17 protein-coding genes are annotated in these 15,902 nt (G+C 65.6%); 8 read left to right on the plus strand and 9 right to left on the minus strand.

Annotated features, from left to right (window positions below):
* The first annotated feature begins 19 nt into the window (after positions 1 to 19).
* Together J1M43_RS09340 and serB are read left to right on the plus strand one after the other, a co-directional pair.
* Positions 20 to 1,264: a glucose-1-phosphate adenylyltransferase gene (locus tag J1M43_RS09340; RefSeq protein WP_206476536.1), complete on the plus strand. Its 1,245-nt coding sequence runs from the start codon at positions 20 to 22 to the stop codon at positions 1,262 to 1,264.
* Between the two features lie 22 nt (positions 1,265 to 1,286).
* Positions 1,287 to 1,922: a phosphoserine phosphatase SerB gene (gene serB, locus J1M43_RS09345; RefSeq protein WP_033106997.1), complete on the plus strand. Its 636-nt coding sequence runs from the start codon at positions 1,287 to 1,289 to the stop codon at positions 1,920 to 1,922.
* Positions 1,923 to 2,101: 179 nt separating this feature from the next.
* On the opposite strand, the gene J1M43_RS09350 is transcribed toward serB, so the two are convergent.
* A complete protein-coding gene (locus J1M43_RS09350) occupies positions 2,102 to 2,812 on the minus strand; it encodes a beta-ketoacyl-ACP reductase (RefSeq protein WP_033106996.1) in 711 nt (236 codons plus the stop codon).
* 92 nt (positions 2,813 to 2,904) lie between these two features.
* Here J1M43_RS09350 and J1M43_RS09355 point away from each other — a divergent pair, with 92 nt between their 5' ends.
* The 3 genes from J1M43_RS09355 to J1M43_RS09365 are packed head-to-tail and all read left to right on the plus strand — an operon-like array spanning position 2,905 to position 4,339.
* Positions 2,905 to 3,324 carry a DUF3099 domain-containing protein gene (locus J1M43_RS09355; RefSeq protein ID WP_206476537.1) on the plus strand — a complete coding sequence of 140 codons (420 nt, stop codon included), beginning with the start codon at positions 2,905 to 2,907 and terminating at the stop codon, positions 3,322 to 3,324.
* Positions 3,321 to 3,518 (plus strand): hypothetical protein, encoded by a 198-nt coding sequence (locus tag J1M43_RS09360; protein ID WP_033106995.1) that lies wholly within the window; start codon positions 3,321 to 3,323, stop codon positions 3,516 to 3,518. The genes J1M43_RS09355 and J1M43_RS09360 overlap by 4 nt, the downstream gene beginning before the upstream one ends.
* Positions 3,515 to 4,339, plus strand: coding sequence for an SURF1 family protein (locus J1M43_RS09365; RefSeq protein ID WP_033106994.1), 825 nt, complete (start codon positions 3,515 to 3,517; stop codon positions 4,337 to 4,339). Before J1M43_RS09360 ends, J1M43_RS09365 begins: the two co-directional genes overlap by 4 nt.
* A 1-nt stretch (position 4,340) precedes the next feature.
* On the opposite strand, the gene trmD is transcribed toward J1M43_RS09365, so the two are convergent.
* The 4 genes from trmD to rpsP are packed head-to-tail and all read right to left on the minus strand — an operon-like array spanning position 4,341 to position 6,382.
* Positions 4,341 to 5,060, minus strand: coding sequence for a tRNA (guanosine(37)-N1)-methyltransferase TrmD (gene trmD, locus J1M43_RS09370; protein WP_206476538.1), 720 nt, complete (start codon positions 5,058 to 5,060; stop codon positions 4,341 to 4,343).
* 20 nt (positions 5,061 to 5,080) lie between these two features.
* On the minus strand, positions 5,081 to 5,722 hold the full coding sequence (gene rimM, locus J1M43_RS09375; protein ID WP_206476539.1) for a ribosome maturation factor RimM: 642 nt from the start codon (positions 5,720 to 5,722) through the stop codon (positions 5,081 to 5,083).
* Complete coding sequence (locus tag J1M43_RS09380; protein WP_033106992.1) at positions 5,706 to 5,936, minus strand: RNA-binding protein; 231 nt, start codon at positions 5,934 to 5,936, stop codon at positions 5,706 to 5,708. Before J1M43_RS09380 ends, rimM begins: the two co-directional genes overlap by 17 nt.
* 5 nt (positions 5,937 to 5,941) lie before the next feature.
* On the minus strand, positions 5,942 to 6,382 hold the full coding sequence (gene rpsP / locus J1M43_RS09385; protein ID WP_033106991.1) for a 30S ribosomal protein S16: 441 nt from the start codon (positions 6,380 to 6,382) through the stop codon (positions 5,942 to 5,944).
* Positions 6,383 to 6,584: 202 nt separating this feature from the next.
* On the opposite strand from rpsP, the gene J1M43_RS09390 reads away from it, so the two are divergent.
* Positions 6,585 to 7,736 (plus strand): glutamate--cysteine ligase, encoded by a 1,152-nt coding sequence (locus J1M43_RS09390; protein ID WP_374058521.1) that lies wholly within the window; start codon positions 6,585 to 6,587, stop codon positions 7,734 to 7,736.
* A 545-nt stretch (positions 7,737 to 8,281) separates the two neighbouring features.
* A complete protein-coding gene (locus tag J1M43_RS09395; RefSeq protein WP_052166635.1) occupies positions 8,282 to 8,851 on the plus strand; it encodes an endonuclease domain-containing protein in 570 nt (189 codons plus the stop codon).
* A gap of 327 nt (positions 8,852 to 9,178) precedes the next feature.
* On the opposite strand, the gene glpK is transcribed toward J1M43_RS09395, so the two are convergent.
* Together glpK and J1M43_RS09405 are read right to left on the minus strand one after the other, a co-directional pair.
* A complete protein-coding gene (gene glpK, locus J1M43_RS09400) occupies positions 9,179 to 10,675 on the minus strand; it encodes a glycerol kinase GlpK (RefSeq protein WP_206476541.1) in 1,497 nt (498 codons plus the stop codon).
* Between the two features lie 106 nt (positions 10,676 to 10,781).
* Positions 10,782 to 11,747, minus strand: a complete 966-nt coding sequence (locus J1M43_RS09405) for a sugar-binding transcriptional regulator (RefSeq protein ID WP_206476542.1) — start codon at positions 11,745 to 11,747, stop codon at positions 10,782 to 10,784.
* Positions 11,748 to 11,835: 88 nt separating this feature from the next.
* Here J1M43_RS09405 and J1M43_RS09410 point away from each other — a divergent pair, with 88 nt between their 5' ends.
* Positions 11,836 to 13,554, plus strand: coding sequence for a glycerol-3-phosphate dehydrogenase/oxidase (locus J1M43_RS09410; RefSeq protein WP_206476543.1), 1,719 nt, complete (start codon positions 11,836 to 11,838; stop codon positions 13,552 to 13,554).
* 116 nt (positions 13,555 to 13,670) lie between these two features.
* Here J1M43_RS09410 and ffh read toward each other — a convergent pair whose 3' ends face one another.
* Both ffh and J1M43_RS09420 read right to left on the minus strand, forming a co-directional pair.
* A complete protein-coding gene (gene ffh, locus J1M43_RS09415) occupies positions 13,671 to 15,221 on the minus strand; it encodes a signal recognition particle protein (RefSeq protein ID WP_033104528.1) in 1,551 nt (516 codons plus the stop codon).
* A gap of 48 nt (positions 15,222 to 15,269) precedes the next feature.
* A complete protein-coding gene (locus J1M43_RS09420) occupies positions 15,270 to 15,857 on the minus strand; it encodes a TetR/AcrR family transcriptional regulator (RefSeq protein ID WP_033104529.1) in 588 nt (195 codons plus the stop codon).
* Between the last annotated feature and the right edge of the window lie 45 nt (positions 15,858 to 15,902).

A 15,902-nucleotide genomic window follows, 5' to 3' on the forward strand; every position in this document is an offset into this window, starting at 1 on the left:
CCGCATCTATGGTTGAGCCATGGCGGTCCCTAAGAAGGTTTTCGGCATCATCCTCGCCGGCGGCGAAGGCAAGCGTCTCATGCCCCTGACGGCGGACCGCGCGAAACCGGCGGTGCCCTTCGGCGGCCAGTACCGCCTCATCGACTTCGCGATCTCGAACCTGATCAATTCGGGGCTGAGACAGGTCGTCGTGCTGACGCAGTACAAGTCGCACAGCCTCGACCGCCACATCTCGCAGACGTGGCGGATGTCGGCGCTGCTCGACTCGTACGTCACCTCGGTGCCCGCACAGCAGCGGCTCGGGAAGCGCTGGTTCTCGGGTTCCGCAGATGCGATCCTGCAGAGCCTCAACCTCATCAACGACGAGAAGCCCGACATCGTGGTGGTGATCGGCGCCGACCACGTGTACCGCATGGACTTCCGTCAGATGGTCAAGGCGCACATCGCGTCCGGCGCGAAGGCCACCGTCGCCGGCATCCGGCAGCCCCTCGCACTCGCGAACCAGTTCGGCGTCATCGACGCCGACCCGGACGGCTCAGGGCGCATTCGGGCCTTCCTGGAGAAGCCGACGGATGCCGAAGGCCTCATCGGCTCTCCCCACGAAGTGCTCGCCTCGATGGGCAACTACATCTTCGACACCGACGCACTCGTCGAAGCGGTGGAGTCGGACGGCGAACTCGCCACGTCTGCCCATGACATGGGCGGCGACATCATCCCCTACTTCGTCGATCGCGGCGAGGCCGGCTATTACGACATGAAGCAGAACGACGTGCCCGGTTCGTCTCCGCGCGATCGTGCGTACTGGCGTGATGTCGGCACGATCGATTCGTTCTTCGACGCGCACATGGATCTGATCTCCACGCTTCCGGTGTTCAACCTGTACAACACGCTGTGGCCCATCCGCACGCAGAGTGTGAACGCGCCGCCGGCCAAGTTCGTGCGGGATGCGGTCGGCAGGATCGGCAACGCGATCGACTCCATCGTGTCGCTCGGGTCCGTACTCTCCGGCACGCATCTGGAGCGCAGCGTCGTCGGGCCGGGCACCCTCGCCGGTGGCGGTTCGACGATCACGGATTCGGTGCTGTTCGATCACGTGCACGTGGGCCAGGGAGCCCGGATCCATCGGGCCGTCCTCGACAAGAACGTGGTGCTGCTCGACGGCGCCACCGTGGGTGTGGACCGCGAGCGTGACATCGAACGCGGTTTCACGGTGACCGAGTCAGGCATCACCGTGGTCGGCAAGGGCGTGCAGATCGAACGCTGACCGGCGCGCTACGCTCGACCGTGTGACCTCTGCGCGTTTCCTCGTCGTCCTCGATGCCGATTCCACTCTCATCCGCAATGAGGTGATCGAACTCCTCGCAGATGAAGCAGGCCGACGCGAAGAGGTGCAGCGAGCGACCGAGGCGGCCATGCGCGGCGAAGTCGACTTCGCGGCGAGCCTGCGCTCCAGGGTCATGGAGCTCAAGGGCGTTCCCACCGCGGCGTTCGCACGGGTGCGGGCACGCATCGAGCCGACGCAGGGCGTGCGCGAACTGACTGCTGCCGTGCACGGGCGCGGCGGCGTGGTCGGTGTCGTGTCCGGCGGATTCCACGAGATCCTCGACCACATCGCTCCCGAACTGGGCGTCGATCGCTGGCGGGCCAATCGTCTCGACGTCGCGGACGGGATGCTGACCGGACTCGTCGACGGCGAGATCGTGGATGCCGCGGCGAAGGCCCATGCGCTCACCGAGTGGGCGCAGGAGCTCGAAGTTCCCATGCATGCCACGATCGCCATCGGAGATGGAGCGAACGACCTGCAGATGATGTCGGTCGCCGGGCTCGGGCTCGCGTTCAACGCGAAACCCGCCGTCCGCGACGCGGCAAGCTTGGTGATCGGATCGCACGACCTCAGCGCGGTCATCCCGCTGCTTCCCTGATCAGTTGACGCCGACCACGTCTCGACGTTCTCAGCGCCGTGGACGACCATGTCGTGCTCGTCGGGCACAGCGGTGGAGGAAACGTGGTGTGGGACGCTGCGGATGCGCGTTCCGATCGAGTCGCAGGTGCCCACCGACCCGCCGCGACGCCTGATCGACTCGCGTCGCTGATCAACGAGTCAGTGACCCATCCCCAGTCCACCGTCGACGGGGATCACGGCGCCTGAGATGTAGGCCGCGTCATCACCGGCGAGCCAGGTCACGACGCCGGCCACCTCGTCAGGCGTCGCGAAGCGGCCTGCCGGGATGCTCGCCTTGTACTGCTTCTGGGTGTCTTCGGGGAGCTCGGCGGTCATGTCGGTTTCGATGAATCCGGGCGCGACGACGTTCGCCGTGATGCCGCGGGCCCCGAGTTCGCGGGTCAGCGACCGGGCGAATCCGACCAGGCCGCTCTTGGATGCGGAATAGTTCACCTGGCCGGCTGAACCGTACAGACCGACGACACTGGAGATCAGGATGACGCGTCCGAATCGTGCGCGCAGCATTCCCTTCGACGCACGCTTGACGACGCGGAACGCGCCGCCGAGGTTCGTCGCGACGACGCTGTCGAAATCGTCCTCGCTCATGCGCATCAGCAGTGTGTCCTTGGTGATCCCCGCGTTCGCCACGACCACCGCGACCGGGCCGAGCTTCTCCTCGACCTCGCTGAATGCCGCATCGATGGATGCGGCATCCGTCACGTCGGCGCGAACAGTGAGCGCGCCTTCCGGACCTTCACCGCTGCGGGCGGTGACCGCGACACGATGACCGTCGCGGATGAAGCGCTCGGCGATCGAGCGGCCGATACCGCGGTTGCCTCCGGTGACGAGGACGACGCGTTCTGAACTCATGATCTCTCACTCCCATTGGCGTTCTGTCGAGGCCCGAGCAATCCTATCGGGCGACGAACGCATGTCCCCGCGCGGCGTAGGCTGGAGGTACCGTGAACCGCTCCCGTCATGCACCCGCCGTGACCTCGCTGCCGCAGTCGCCGCAGGACGAGGCCACCGGTCGCGTGCGCCGGTACGTGCTCACGATGGTGATCCGGATGGCATGCTTCGCGCTGACGATCTTCGTGACGCCGTATGGCTGGTACACCTGGGTCTTCGCGATCGCCACGGCAGTGCTGCCGTACATCGCCGTCGTCTTCGCGAACGCGATCAGCCCCACGGCGAGCCCGGCTCCTGAATCCGCGTCGCAGGAGCTGCCGACGACGGCGAGCACCCCACCCGCCGAGCCATCGGATGCGAGGACGATCACCATTCATGAGACGCCACGCGGTGAGAGCACCCACGACGTGAAGCCCGACGACGACCGGGCGAACCGAACCAAGAACCAGGACGACGGGAGCGGCGAGGCGTGACGGACGAGTTCGAATGCTCACGAGCGGCATGCCGTGCACCGGCGACCCACCACGTCGTGTGGCGCAACCCGCGCATCCACTCCGCCGAACGCGAGAAGATCTGGTTGGCGTGCGATGAGCATGTCGAGTATCTGCGTGACTACCTGGTCGCGCGGGACTTCCCGGTGACGGTTCGGGAAGGAGTGCCCGCATGAGCAATCGTCTCGTGCGCTGGGGCGTCTATGTCCTCATCGCGATCGCATTCGCTGTGGCCTGCGCTTTCCTCTCGAACTGGCAGTTCGAGAGGAATGAGGGCAGGTCTGCACAGCTCGCTCTCGTCGAGCGCAATTACGACGCCACGCCGATCCCGCTCTCCGAGGCGATCGCCGCTGACGGCTCTCTCGATGCCGAGGACGAATGGCATCCCGTGAAGCTCGAGGGCGAGTATCTCGCCGATCAGCAGGTCCTCGTACGCAATCGTCCGCACGGCGGGACGAGCGCGTTCGAGGTGCTCGTCCCCTTCCAGGACGTGGACGGGCGCGTGTTCATCGTCGACCGCGGCTGGGTGCCGCCCGGTGAGGAGGCGAACCCCGATGTCGTTCCCGCTCCTCCGACCGGCACGGTGGAAGTGATCGTGCGGCTTCGGCCCGGCGAGCGGTTGCCGGCATCGGGTCGCGGCGCCCCCGAGGGACAGGTGCCGACGATCCACCTGCCGAGCATCGCGGCGACGACAACTGGCGACGTCGTCACCAGTGCATACGGTCTGCTGGTGAGTGAGGATCCGTCACCTGACACGGCGCCTGGGACGTTCGACTCCCCCACTGAAGATCCTGGTCCTTACCTGTCGTATGCGATCCAGTGGATCCTGTTCGCCCTGATGGGTTTCATCTTCATCGGGTACATGATCCGCACAGAGATCCAGAAACACCGCGAAGAGGTCGAAGGGCGACCCGCGCCGACCAGGAACCCTCGGCGCCGCGATCATGACGCGGATGCCGAGGACGAGCTGCTCGACAAGGTCGACGCCCGCGTCTGACTCAGTCGCTCAGCAGGTCCGGACGCCGACTCTCTGTGCGTGCGAGCTGCTGCTCGTGACGCCATGCGGCGATCGCCGCATGATTTCCGCTGAGCAGTATGTCCGGCACAGCACGATCGCGCCAGCTCGAGGGCTTCGTGTACGAGGGATACTCCAGCAGCCCGTCCTCATGCGATTCCTCGACCAGGCTGTCCGGGTTCCCGACGACACCTGGAATCAGGCGGCCGACCGCCTCGATCATCGCCATCGCGGCGACCTCACCGCCATTGAGCACGTAGTCGCCGAGGCTGACGAGGCGCACCTCGCCCAGAGTGGCCGCGTACTCGAAGACGCGCTCATCTATGCCTTCGTACCGCCCGCAGCCGATGATCAGGTGCTCGCGCTCGGAGAACTCTCTCGCGGTCTTCTGATGGAACACTTCGCCCGCAGGCGAAGGGAAGATGATGGTCGAACGGTCTGAGCCCGCAGCGAGGTCGTCGAGCGCCAGCGCCCAGGGCTCTGGCTTCATGACCATTCCTGCTCCCCCGCCGTACGGGGTGTCATCGACGGTTCGATGACGGTCGCTGGTCCAATCGCGCAGGTCATGGATGCGCAGATCGAGGATGCCGCTCTCGCGTGCCTTGCCCAGCAACGACAGCGTCAGCCCGTCGAAGTACGACGGGAAGATGGAGACGACGTCTATCCGGTGTGCTGAGCGAGCGGAGCGAGTCGAAGTGCGCATGCGTTGATCGTAGCCATCGATCAATCGACGGCCGCGTCGTCCTCGGCGTCCGGCTTCGACTCATCCGCGGCTTCGGTCACTGCATCCGGAAGCTCTTCGAACAGTCCGGCGGGAGGCGTGACGATGACGCGCCCTGCGGCGATGTCGACCGCAGGGACGATGGCCTTCACGAACGGGACCATCACGTCGCCGTCCGCACCGGCGCCGGTGGGACGGACGATCAACAGGTCCTGCGCCGGCATGTGTTCGACGCGAGCCACCTTGCCGATGACGGTCTCGTCGCGCACGACGTCGAGTCCGACGAGCTGATGGTCGTACCAGGCGTCGTCCTCGTCCTCATCGGCATCCTGATCGATCCACAGGATCGCCCGCACGAGGCCTTCGGCACCTTCGCGGTCCTCGATGTCTTCGAAGAACACGACGGGGTTGCCGTTCATGACCCGGTACTCGCGTACCTTGACGCTCTTACCGTGCCACGGAGATGCCTCTGGCACCTGCAACGTGAACTCGGCACCCATGACGAATCGACGCTCGGGGTTGTCGGTGTACAACTCCAGCTTGAGGGCGCCCTTGAGACCATGGGCCTTGACGAGGCGCCCGACGCGCAGCTGGTTCTTGCCCTGGTTCCGGTCTTTCGACACCACGTCAGTCGTCCGCGACATCGACGCGAACGCGACGCCCGTCCGCCAGAGCGGTGATGAGCGTGCGCAGTGCCTTTGCGGTGCGGCCGCCGCGCCCGATCACGCGCCCCCGGTCGTCGGGGTGCACGCGCACCTCGAGCAGGTCGCCTCGCGGCGACGTGGAGGCGTTGATCTGAACATCTTCGGGGTGATCGACGATCCCCTTGACGATGTGTTCGAGCGCGGCGGCGAGCACGGCGATTATTCGGCGTCTGCTGCGGGAGCCTCGGCGGCCTCCGCGTCGGCAGCGGCGGGTGCTTCGACAGGCTCAGCAACCGGCTCAGCCTTCTTCTCCGCCTTCGGCTTGACGACAGACTTCTTGGCACCGTCGATCTCGAACGGCACCTTGGGGGCCTTGACCTGAACGGTCGAGACCGCGTCCTTGTCGCCCTTGAACTTGCCCCAGTCGCCTGTGAGCTTGAGGAGCGCAGTGACCTGCTCGGACGGCTGTGCGCCGACCGACAGCCAGTACTGTGCACGCTCGGAGTCGACCTCGATGAACGAGGGCTGCTCGGTGGGGTGGTACTTGCCGATCTCCTCGATCACTCGACCGTCGCGCTTGGTGCGCGAGTCGGCGACGACGATGCGGTAGTAAGGTGCGCGGATCTTGCCCATGCGCTTGAGACGAATCTTGACAGCCACGATTCTCCTGAATTGTGTGGAAGGAAACGAACCGGTCGCCTGGAGAGTGGGGTGCACACCCGGCGGAAGCTCAAATGAGTGGACGCATTCTGGATAGAGGGTCGAGAACGTCGTCCGACCTTCTATTCTGCCAGATTCGGAGGCGAGTAGCGAAACGACGCGACACGCGGTCATCCGTGTCGTGGACGGTGCGTGTCAGACTGTGCACGTGACGCAAGAATTCACCGATTCCCCGCGGTCCACGGTCGGTCTCGAGTGGGAGATCATGCTCGCCGATCCTGAGACCGGGGACCTTGTCGGCCGTGCGCCCGAGCTGCTCGCCGCGCTTGAGGATGAGAGCACGCCGGAGCGTCACACCGTCACCGGCGAACTCCTCACGAACACGATCGAGGTCACCAGCGGGATCGGCGAATCGGTGGCCCACGCCATCGGCGACATCGGCAATGCGATCACCGCGGTGCGCGCGGCTACGGATCCGGCCGGAATCGAGCTGCTCTCAGCGGGCAGCCACCCCTTCGCGCAGTGGTTCGACCAGCGCGTCACCGACAAGACGCGCTACCACGACCTCATCGAGCGCACCCAGTGGTGGGGCCGCAACATGATGATCTGGGGCATCCATGTCCACATCGGCGTCGAAGACCGCGACAAGGTGTTCCCCATCATCAACGCGCTGACCGCGTATCTGCCGCATCTTCAGTCGCTCTCGGCATCGAGTCCGTTCTGGGCCGGCGAACGAACCGGCTACGCATCCAATCGCGCCCTGGTGTTCCAGCAGCTTCCCACTGCCGGGCTGCCATGGGCTCTGCACTCCTGGGCAGAGTTCGAAGGCTATCTCGATGACATGGTCCGCACCGGTGTGATGGCGGATGCCACGGAGGTGCGCTGGGACATCCGTCCCGCTCCTCGGTGGGGCACGATCGAGGTGCGCGCCTGCGATGGGCTGTCCACACTCGCCGAGCTCGCTTCGGTCGCCGCCCTCGTGCAGGTGCTCGTCGAGCACATGTCACGGATGCTGGATGCCGGCGAGACGCTGCCGACGATGCCGCCCTGGTTCCACCGCGAGAACAAGTGGCGGGCGGCGCGCTACGGACTGGACGCCCGAGTGATCGTGGACGCGGTCGGCACGCAGCGGCAGGTTCGCGAGCACCTCGCGGAGACGATGTCCGCGCTCGCTCCGATCGCAGCGGACCTGGGATGCGAAGCCGAATTCGCCGGAATCGGGACGATCCTCGACGGCGGTGCGAGCTATGAGCGTCAGCTGACAGTCGCCGAGGCGACCGATTCCGACCTCGGAGAGGTCGTGCAGCATCTCATCCGCGAGTTCCGCTCCGGCCCCGGCGCGCCAGTGATCTGAGGTCTCAGCTCCCCTCTTTGTCACACTTCTCACACTGCCCGAACTTTTGTGACCCCGGGTCACCGAACACGACCCAGAGCCCCTAATCGAGGCACTTACTGACCCCGGGTCGAAAAGGGGATGACGCGCGCACTGTGTCTGCACAACGAGTCTCCGTGCACGCGGGTTGTGGAAAGAGCTGATCAACGCCGCGCAGACTCAAGGCTGTACGGATGCAACCAGAACCGCTTCCGCATGATCTGCCGGGTGCTTTCAGCGTCGCCGAAGCGCGAGACCACGGCGTCTCGAAGAAGCGCCTCCGCGCCCGCGATCTGAAGCGACCTTTCCATGGGTCGCGATCCAGAACAGAGTTGAAGCCGCTCGAACGCATCGGATTGCTCATGCGAGTGATCCCCCCGCACGCGTTCATATGCGGCCTGACCGCGGCTGTGCTCTGGGGGTTACCACTCGACTCCCGAGAAGAGAAGAGCGCGTGGCGCCTCATTCACGTAGGGGTGGCAGCAACCCAAACGCGCATCCGTCGCAAAGGCGTGCGCGGCTTCCGGATGGCAATCGACCACGATGACGTGGTACTGCACAAGCGCATCCGGGTGCTGTCCATCGAACGGGTCTGGGTCGAACTGTCGCGCGTGACAGCACTCCCCCGTTTCGTCGCGATCACCGACCACATTCTCGCGTGGCGGAACCCGCTCGCGTCGCTTGAATCATTGAACGCGACGCTCACACGCTTCGCCGGAGCCCCGGGTGCAGCCATGCGTCGGAATGCACTCGAGCTCTGTGACGATCGCGCCGAGTCTCCGAGAGAGTCGATGGTGCGCGTCGTCCTGGTGATGGCGGGGCTGCCGCGGCCATTGTGCAATGTCGACATCTTCGATGGTGCGCGGTTCGTCGCGCGCGTTGACATGCTCTACCGGAAGGCGCGAGTCATCATCGAGTACGACGGCGACTATCACCGCGATCCAGCCCAATGGAGCCGCGACCAGGTGCGCCGAGCGGAACTCGAGTCGCTCGGCTATCGGTTCATCAGCGTCACTGCCCGCGACTTCGACGATCTCGATGCGCTGGTCAACCGCATCCGCCGTGTGCTCGTCGCGCAGGGTAGCCCGACAATCTGACCCGAGGTCAGAAAGGGCCGCCGCGCAGGTAGCACGAGCGGCGCGCGCTGACCCCGGGCCAAGAAGGGCCGGCGGGCCGCCGTCCGTCGCGCTGGACCTCTTTTGACCTCGGGCCACGGAACGCCCGATGAGTCTGGGGATGAGGGGCGGTTGTCGACCCCGGGCCACAAAGTGCGGCAGCAAAGTGCGGCAGCAAAGTGCGGCAGCAAAGTGCGGCAGCAAAGTGCGGCAGCAAAGTGCGGCAGCAAAGTGCGGCAGCAAAGTGCGGCAGCAATTGAACCAAGAGAAGTGCGAGACAGAAGAAACAGGGGACGGCGTGAACTGAGGTCAGTCGTCGACCCAGTCGAACGTGCGCGTGACGGCCTTGCGCCACCGTGCGAGGCGGCGTTCTCGTTCCTCCTCATCGATCTGCGGTTCCCAGCGCTCGTCCTCGTGCCACATCGCGCGAAGTTCGTCGAGATCGGCCCAGACTCCGACGGCGAGCCCCGCCGCATACGCTGCGCCGAGTGCTGTCGTCTCGATGATGGCCGGGCGGACGACTGGAACGCCCAGCACGTCGGCCTGGAACTGCATCAGTGAGTCGTTGCCGACCATTCCGCCGTCTACTCGCAGCTCCTCCAGCGGCACGTTCGTGTCGGCGATGACGGCATCCAGAACCTCACGTGTCTGAAAGGCGACCGCCTCCAGTGCGGCGCGGGCGATGTGGCCCTTGTTCGCGAAGCGGGTGAGTCCGAGGATCGCGCCGCGCGCATCGGGTCGCCAGTACGGCGCGAAGAGCCCCGAGAACGCCGGGACGATGTACACGCCTCCGTTGTCCTCCACAGAGAGCGCGAGTTCTTCCACATCAGCCGAGTCCTTGATGAGGCCCAGGTTGTCGCGCAGCCATTGGACCAATGACCCTGTGACGGCGATCGAGCCCTCGAGCGCGTACTTCGGCGGCTCGTCACCGAGGCGATACGCGACGGTCGTGACCAGCCCGTTCTCGCTGTCGACGATCTCCTCGCCGGTGTTCACGATGAGGAAATTGCCCGTGCCGTAGGTGTTCTTGGATTCACCGCGCTCGAAAGCGACCTGGCCGAATGTGGCGGCCTGCTGGTCTCCGAGGATTCCCGCGATCGGGATGCCGTCGAGCGAAGTGCCGACTGCCTCCCCGTACACCTCCGATGACGAGCGGATCGTGGGCAGCATCGCACGAGGAACCCCGAACGCCTTGAGCAGAGCGTCGTCCCAGTCGAGCGTGCGCAGATCCATCAGCAGCGTGCGGCTGGCGTTGGTGACATCAGTCGCGTGCACTCCCCCGTCGACACCACCCGTGAGGTTCCACAACAACCAGGTGTCTGGTGTGCCGAACAGCAGCTCCCCGCTCTCTGCCCGTTCGCGCGCGCCGTCGACGTTGTCGAGGATCCAGGCGATCTTGGACGCTGAGAAGTATGTGGCGAGCGGCAGTCCGGTGGTCTCGGCGAAACGGCGGACGCCGCCGTCCGCGGCCAGCGTGTCGATGAGTGCCTGTGTGCGGGTGTCCTGCCAGACGATCGCGTTGTAGACCGGCTCGCCGGTCAGGCGATCCCACACCACGGCGGTCTCGCGCTGATTGGTGATGCCGATCGCCGCCACGTCGGATGCCTCCAGACGGGCATTCTGCACGGCGACATCGATGACCGCCCTGGTGTTCGTCCAGATCTCTGCCGCGTCGTGCTCGACCCAGCCTGCCTGAGGGAAGATCTGCTCGTGCTCGCGCTGGCCCGAGGCGACGATGGCTCCTCGCTCGTCGAAGACGATGGCTCGTGTGCTGGTGGTGCCCTGGTCTACGGCGACGATGTGCATAGGTGTTCTCTCCAGCCGGTGACGGCGTTGTCTGGTCTGGGATTCAGCCTAGAAGAAGTCGGCCCGGTGACTCAGCCGCCCTGCACGAACGTGCAGCATCCGTTCGTCACGAGTCGACGAGCTGCTCGGCCAGATGCTCGTCGAGAACGAGGTCGGTGATCAGACGGGTGGCGATCGCCCCTCGCAGGGTCGGCAGCTTCTGCACGCCGGTGACGACGCAGATGCGCCTCGATGCCCTCGACAGCACGGAGAAGGCGGGACCGGTCGCCCTGTTGTTCAACTCGATGTCCTTCCAGCTGCCATCGGATCGGTAGAACACTGTGGCCATGTCGCCGACGACCTTCTCCTCCCGCAGGCTGCGATAGTCATCCCGATCGAGATAGCCGCCGATGTATACACGGCTGGGCACCTCGGCGAACGGCGACCCGAGCCCGAACAGGATGACGTCGGCGCGGGCCTGCAGGTCGAGTACTCGCCGCGTACTGCGCTCGCGCCACATCGCCTCCTTCGTGCGCGGGTCGTCGAAGAAAGCCGGCACAGGGAACTGCTGGATGCCGGCACCGAACGCCTGCCCGAAACGATGCAGTATCTCGCTGGCGTAGTCGACCCCGCTCGTGAAGGTGTTGCCCGCCCCGTTGAGCTGCACCACGGTGGAATTGTGCGTCTCCTTCTTCGGCAGGTGCCTGCTGATGGCATCGAGCGTGGACCCCCAGGCGATGCCGAGGGTCATGTTCGAATCGAAGTAGAGCGGCAGCAGACGTGCCGCGCTCATCGCGACCCGTTCGAAACGCTCGACGTCGGAGAGGTTCTTCGGCGTGGGTACGACGTGCGCCGCGATGCCGAACCGCTCGCGGATGGCCTCCTCCAGGCGCAGCTCCTGTCCTTGCGGCTGGTGGATCTGGATCTCCACGAGCCCGGTTGCACGCGCATGGCTGAGCAGGCGCGATACGGACGAGCGCGAGGTCGCGAGCTCACGGGCGATCGCGTCCATCGTCATGTCCTGCAGGTAGTACATCTGGGCCGCGCGCAGCGCCGTCCCCGCCCGGGGATCGCTCAGGGATGAGTCGCTCATCGATTCTCCTTGCACGTTCGTGCATCTGGCTTGCGCAGTTGTGCCGGCCGAATCAGGATATACCGTGTAGGCCCAGCAAGGAGAGACGATGAGCACTGCGAACACCACCCCGGTCGAACGAGAGAGCGTGCGCTTCGCGCGGGAGAGCGGCCGGACCGGCGTCGTGATCATCGGCGCCGGAATCAATGGAATCTCGACCTTCCGTGATCTGGCGATGCAGGGCATCGATGTACTCCTCGTCGATCGAGAGGACTTCGCCTCCGGCGCGACCGCCGCGTCCAGCCATATGATCCATGGCGGCATCCGCTATCTCGAGAACGGCGAGTTCCGACTCGTGAAGGAGTCGGTGCAGGAACGCAACGGTCTGCTGAAGATCGCGCCGCACTATGTCAAGCCGCTTGAGACGACGATCCCGATCTACTCGACATTCTCTGGGGTGTTCGCCGCCCCGCTCCGCTTCCTCACGCACAAGCAGGGCAAGCCGCAGGAACGCGGCGCGTTCCTCATCAAGATCGGGCTGATGCTGTACGACACGTTCTCCCGTGACGGCGGCAGCGTTCCCCGTCACCGTTTCGTCGGCCGCAAGAAGTCGCTGCAGCAGCTGCCGAAACTCGACCAGGAGATCAAGTACACCGCGACTTACTACGACGCTTCCGTCCACGACCCCGAACGTCTCGCGCTCGATGTGCTGCGCGACGGTGAGGCCGCTCATTCGGGCGCACGCGCGCTCAACTATGTCGAGGCCATCGGACTGGACGACGAGGGCGTGCACCTGCGCGACCGCGAGACCGGCCTCGACTTCCACATCGCAGCCGATGTCGTCGTGAATGCCTCAGGGCCGTGGACAGACCTCACGAACGAGTCGCTCGGCACCGACACCGCGTTCATGGGAGGCACCAAGGGCTCGCACATCGTGCTCGATCACCCTGAACTGCTCGACGCGACCGGCGGCCGTGAGATCTTCTTCGAGCACTCCGACGGCCGCATCGTCCTCATCTACCCGCTGAAGGGGCGAGTACTCGTCGGCACGACCGATCTCGAGGCCGACCCCAGGCAGCCTGCCCGCTGCACGGAAGAGGAAGTCGACTATTTCTTCGATCTGATCGGTCATGTCTTCCCCACGATCGCCGTCGACCGTTCCCAGATCGTGTACCGGTATTCCGGCATCCGCCCGCTGCCGCACCATGACGACACCGCTCCCGGCTTCGTCTCGCGCGACTATCGGATCGAGCGGCGCAAGGACGACGGCTCCCCCACCGTGTTCAGCCTCGTCGGCGGAAAGTGGACGACGTTCCGCGCTCTGGGCGAGAACCTCGCCGATCACGTGCTCACCGAGCTCGGACGCCAGCGCGTGGCGAGTACGGTCGGGGTGCGCATCGGCGGCGGCAATGGATATCCGCGCACACCACGGCGCCGCATGGAGTGGCTGCGCCAGAACGTCGGTGACACCGAACGCGGTCGTACACTCTTCGTCCGTTACGGCACGCGGGCCGCGGAAGTCGCGGCCTTCATCGACGAAGGAGATGACGCACCAGTCGTCGGAGATGCGCTGTCGACCCGCGAACTCGCATGGATGGTCGAGCGCGAGCAGGTCCGCCACGTCGCAGACGTCATCTTCCGCCGCACGAGTCTCGCCTTCACCGGCGACGCGGATGCCGCGGCAGTGCAGGCGATCGCCGAGGCGCTCGCACCGCTGCTCGGCTGGGACGCCGCACGGATCGAGTCCGAGATCGTGGACACGTCGACCCAGCTGCGCGAGGCGCACGGCGTGGACATCGACGCTGGCAGCGTTCCCGCGGGTCGTTGAGCGAGCGTTCCCCCAGCGGCTCGTTGAGCGAGCGTTCCCCCACGGGTCGTTGAGCGAGCGGAGCGAGACGAAACGGGTTGAGCGAGCCGCAGGCGAGCCGAAACCTGAACTCCCCGTCAGCTCTTGCCGAACAGCTTCTGGATCTCTGCCAGGTCAGCTTCGGTCGGCGCCTTCTGACCGCCGAGACCGAAGCCCGAGCCCGTCGCAGGTCCGGACGGAAGGCCGGCATTCTCAGCCGCCCGCTTCGCCGGGTTGCCCGAGCGCGAAGCACCCTGCGACTTGCCCTTCTTGCCACGCTTCGACGATGCACCGGGGCGGCCCATGCCGGGCATCGCACCCATGCCAGGGATGTTCGGGGTGCCGCCGCGGGCGACGGTCTTCATCATCTTCGCGGCCTGATCGAAGCGCTGCACGAGCTGGTTCACGTCGGTCACGGTCATGCCGGAGCCCTTGGCGATGCGCACGCGGCGTGAGCCGTTGAGGACCTTGGGGTTCTGCCGCTCCCCTGGCGTCATCGACCGGATGATCGCTTCGGTGCGATCGATCTCCTTCTCGTCGAAGTCTTCCAGCTGCTGCTTCATCTGCCCCATGCCCGGGAGCATCCCGAGCATCTTCTTCATCGACCCCATCTTCTTCATCTGCTGAAGCTGGCCGAGGAAGTCCTCAAGCGTGAACTGATCGGTCGCGAACTTCTCGGCGACCTTCTGCGCCTCTTCCTCGTCGAAGGCCTGCTGGGCCTGCTCGATGAGTGTGAGGATGTCACCGAGGTCGAGGATGCGGCTCGCCATGCGGTCGGGGTAGAACGGCTCGAGATCGTCGAGACCCTCGCCGGTCGAGGCGAAGATGATCGGGCGGCCGGTGACGGATGCCACCGACAGCGCGGCACCACCTCGGGCGTCGCCGTCGAGCTTGGAGAGGACGACTCCGGTGAAGTCGACGCCCTCCTGGAAGGCCTTGGCCGTGTTGACGGCATCCTGACCGATCATCGCGTCGATGACGAACAGCACTTCATCGGGGTTCGTGGCCTTGCGGATGTCGGACGCCTGCTTCATGAGTTCGGCGTCGACGCCGAGGCGTCCCGCCGTGTCGATGATGACGACGTCATGCTGCTGACGGCGGGCGTGCTCGACGCCGTCGCGGGAGACCTTGACGGGGTCGCCGACGCCGTTACCCGGCTCTGGCGCGTAGATCGTGGCGCCGGCCTGCTCCGCGACGACCTGCAACTGGTTGACGGCGTTCGGACGCTGCAGATCAGCGGCGACCAGGAGCGGAGTGTGACCGTCCTTCTCGAGCTGCTTGGCCAGCTTTCCGGCGAACGTCGTCTTACCGGATCCCTGCAGACCTGCGAGCATGATCACGGTCGGCGGTGCCTTCGCGAACTCCAGGCGACGCTGCTCGCCGCCGAGGATCTGCACGAGCTCCTCGTTGACGATCTGCACGACCTGCTGGGCGGGGTTCAGAGCTTTGCTGACCTCGTCGCCGAGCGCGCGTTCGCGCACCTTCGCGGTGAATTCCTTGACGACGACGAGCGCAACGTCGGCATCCAGCAGTGCGCGACGGATCTCGCGCACTGTGCCGTCGACGTCGGCTGCGCTGAGCTTTCCCTTCGTACGAAGGTTGCGGAATGTCTCGGTGAGCCGATCGGAGAGCGTGCCAAAGGTAGCCATGGTGCTCTCGATTCTACGCGAGCGGATGCCGTGAACGCTGTCTCGGCGTCAGGCACGCCACGGAAGATCGTGGATCCCCGCCAGCGCCTCCTCGAACAGCGACTCGGGCGAGCCGTGTCCGGCACCGCGCTCGGCCCAGACGCGCAGAGACGACAGCACGGCGGCCGCGTGAGCGGCACCGAGGATGTCGGCACGGATCGCACCGATGCCGCTTCGTCGTGCAGCATCCGCGATTCCTGCGGCAAGGCGGGCGTGGCGCAGACCCGTATCGCGGACCAGCTCGTCCTCGAGACCCATCGCGGTCGCGTTGCGCAGTGCGAGCGCCAACGGGTCCGGCGCGAAATCGTGGACGACGGTCAGCAGGATGCCGCGTACGGCAGCGGCGTCCGCATCCGCCCCCAGTTCCCTCAGCGCGCCGATGGCGCCGTCGATCCTGGCATCGAGTCCAGACCAGAGCACGTCGCTCTTCGAGGAGAAGTAGTTGAAGAAGCTCGAGCGGCTCACTCCGGCGCGTTGAGTGATGTCGGCCACCGATGTCGACTCGTAGCCCTTTTCGAGGAACAACTCGCAGGCCGCCTCGGCGAGCACCTCACGCGATGAGGCGCGAGGGCGTCCGGCGCGGGGTTCGACCATCATCCACTTACCGTACCGCGCGTGCGTTCTCCCTCAGAAAGGGTATTA

This window comes from Microbacterium sp. KRD172 (assembly GCF_017168295.1).
Taxonomy (GTDB): Bacteria; Actinomycetota; Actinomycetes; order Actinomycetales; family Microbacteriaceae; genus Microbacterium; species Microbacterium profundi.

Bases quoted from the DNA above. Each gene is read 5' to 3' on its own strand.
- J1M43_RS09340 (WP_206476536.1), top strand. From the start codon at position 20: ATGGCGGTCCCTAAGAAGGTTTTCGGCATCATCCTCGCCGGCGGCGAA.
- J1M43_RS09350 (WP_033106996.1), bottom strand. From the start codon at position 2,812: ATGAGTTCAGAACGCGTCGTCCTCGTCACCGGAGGCAACCGCGGTATC.
- J1M43_RS09365 (WP_033106994.1), top strand. From the start codon at position 3,515: ATGAGCAATCGTCTCGTGCGCTGGGGCGTCTATGTCCTCATCGCGATC.
- trmD (WP_206476538.1), bottom strand. From the start codon at position 5,060: ATGCGCACTTCGACTCGCTCCGCTCGCTCAGCACACCGGATAGACGTC.
- rimM (WP_206476539.1), bottom strand. From the start codon at position 5,722: ATGTCGCGGACGACTGACGTGGTGTCGAAAGACCGGAACCAGGGCAAG.
- J1M43_RS09395 (WP_052166635.1), top strand. From the start codon at position 8,282: ATGGCAATCGACCACGATGACGTGGTACTGCACAAGCGCATCCGGGTG.
- glpK (WP_206476541.1), bottom strand. From the start codon at position 10,675: ATGCACATCGTCGCCGTAGACCAGGGCACCACCAGCACACGAGCCATC.
- J1M43_RS09405 (WP_206476542.1), bottom strand. From the start codon at position 11,747: ATGAGCGACTCATCCCTGAGCGATCCCCGGGCGGGGACGGCGCTGCGC.
- J1M43_RS09410 (WP_206476543.1), top strand. From the start codon at position 11,836: ATGAGCACTGCGAACACCACCCCGGTCGAACGAGAGAGCGTGCGCTTC.
- ffh (WP_033104528.1), bottom strand. From the start codon at position 15,221: ATGGCTACCTTTGGCACGCTCTCCGATCGGCTCACCGAGACATTCCGC.
- J1M43_RS09420 (WP_033104529.1), bottom strand. From the start codon at position 15,857: ATGATGGTCGAACCCCGCGCCGGACGCCCTCGCGCCTCATCGCGTGAG.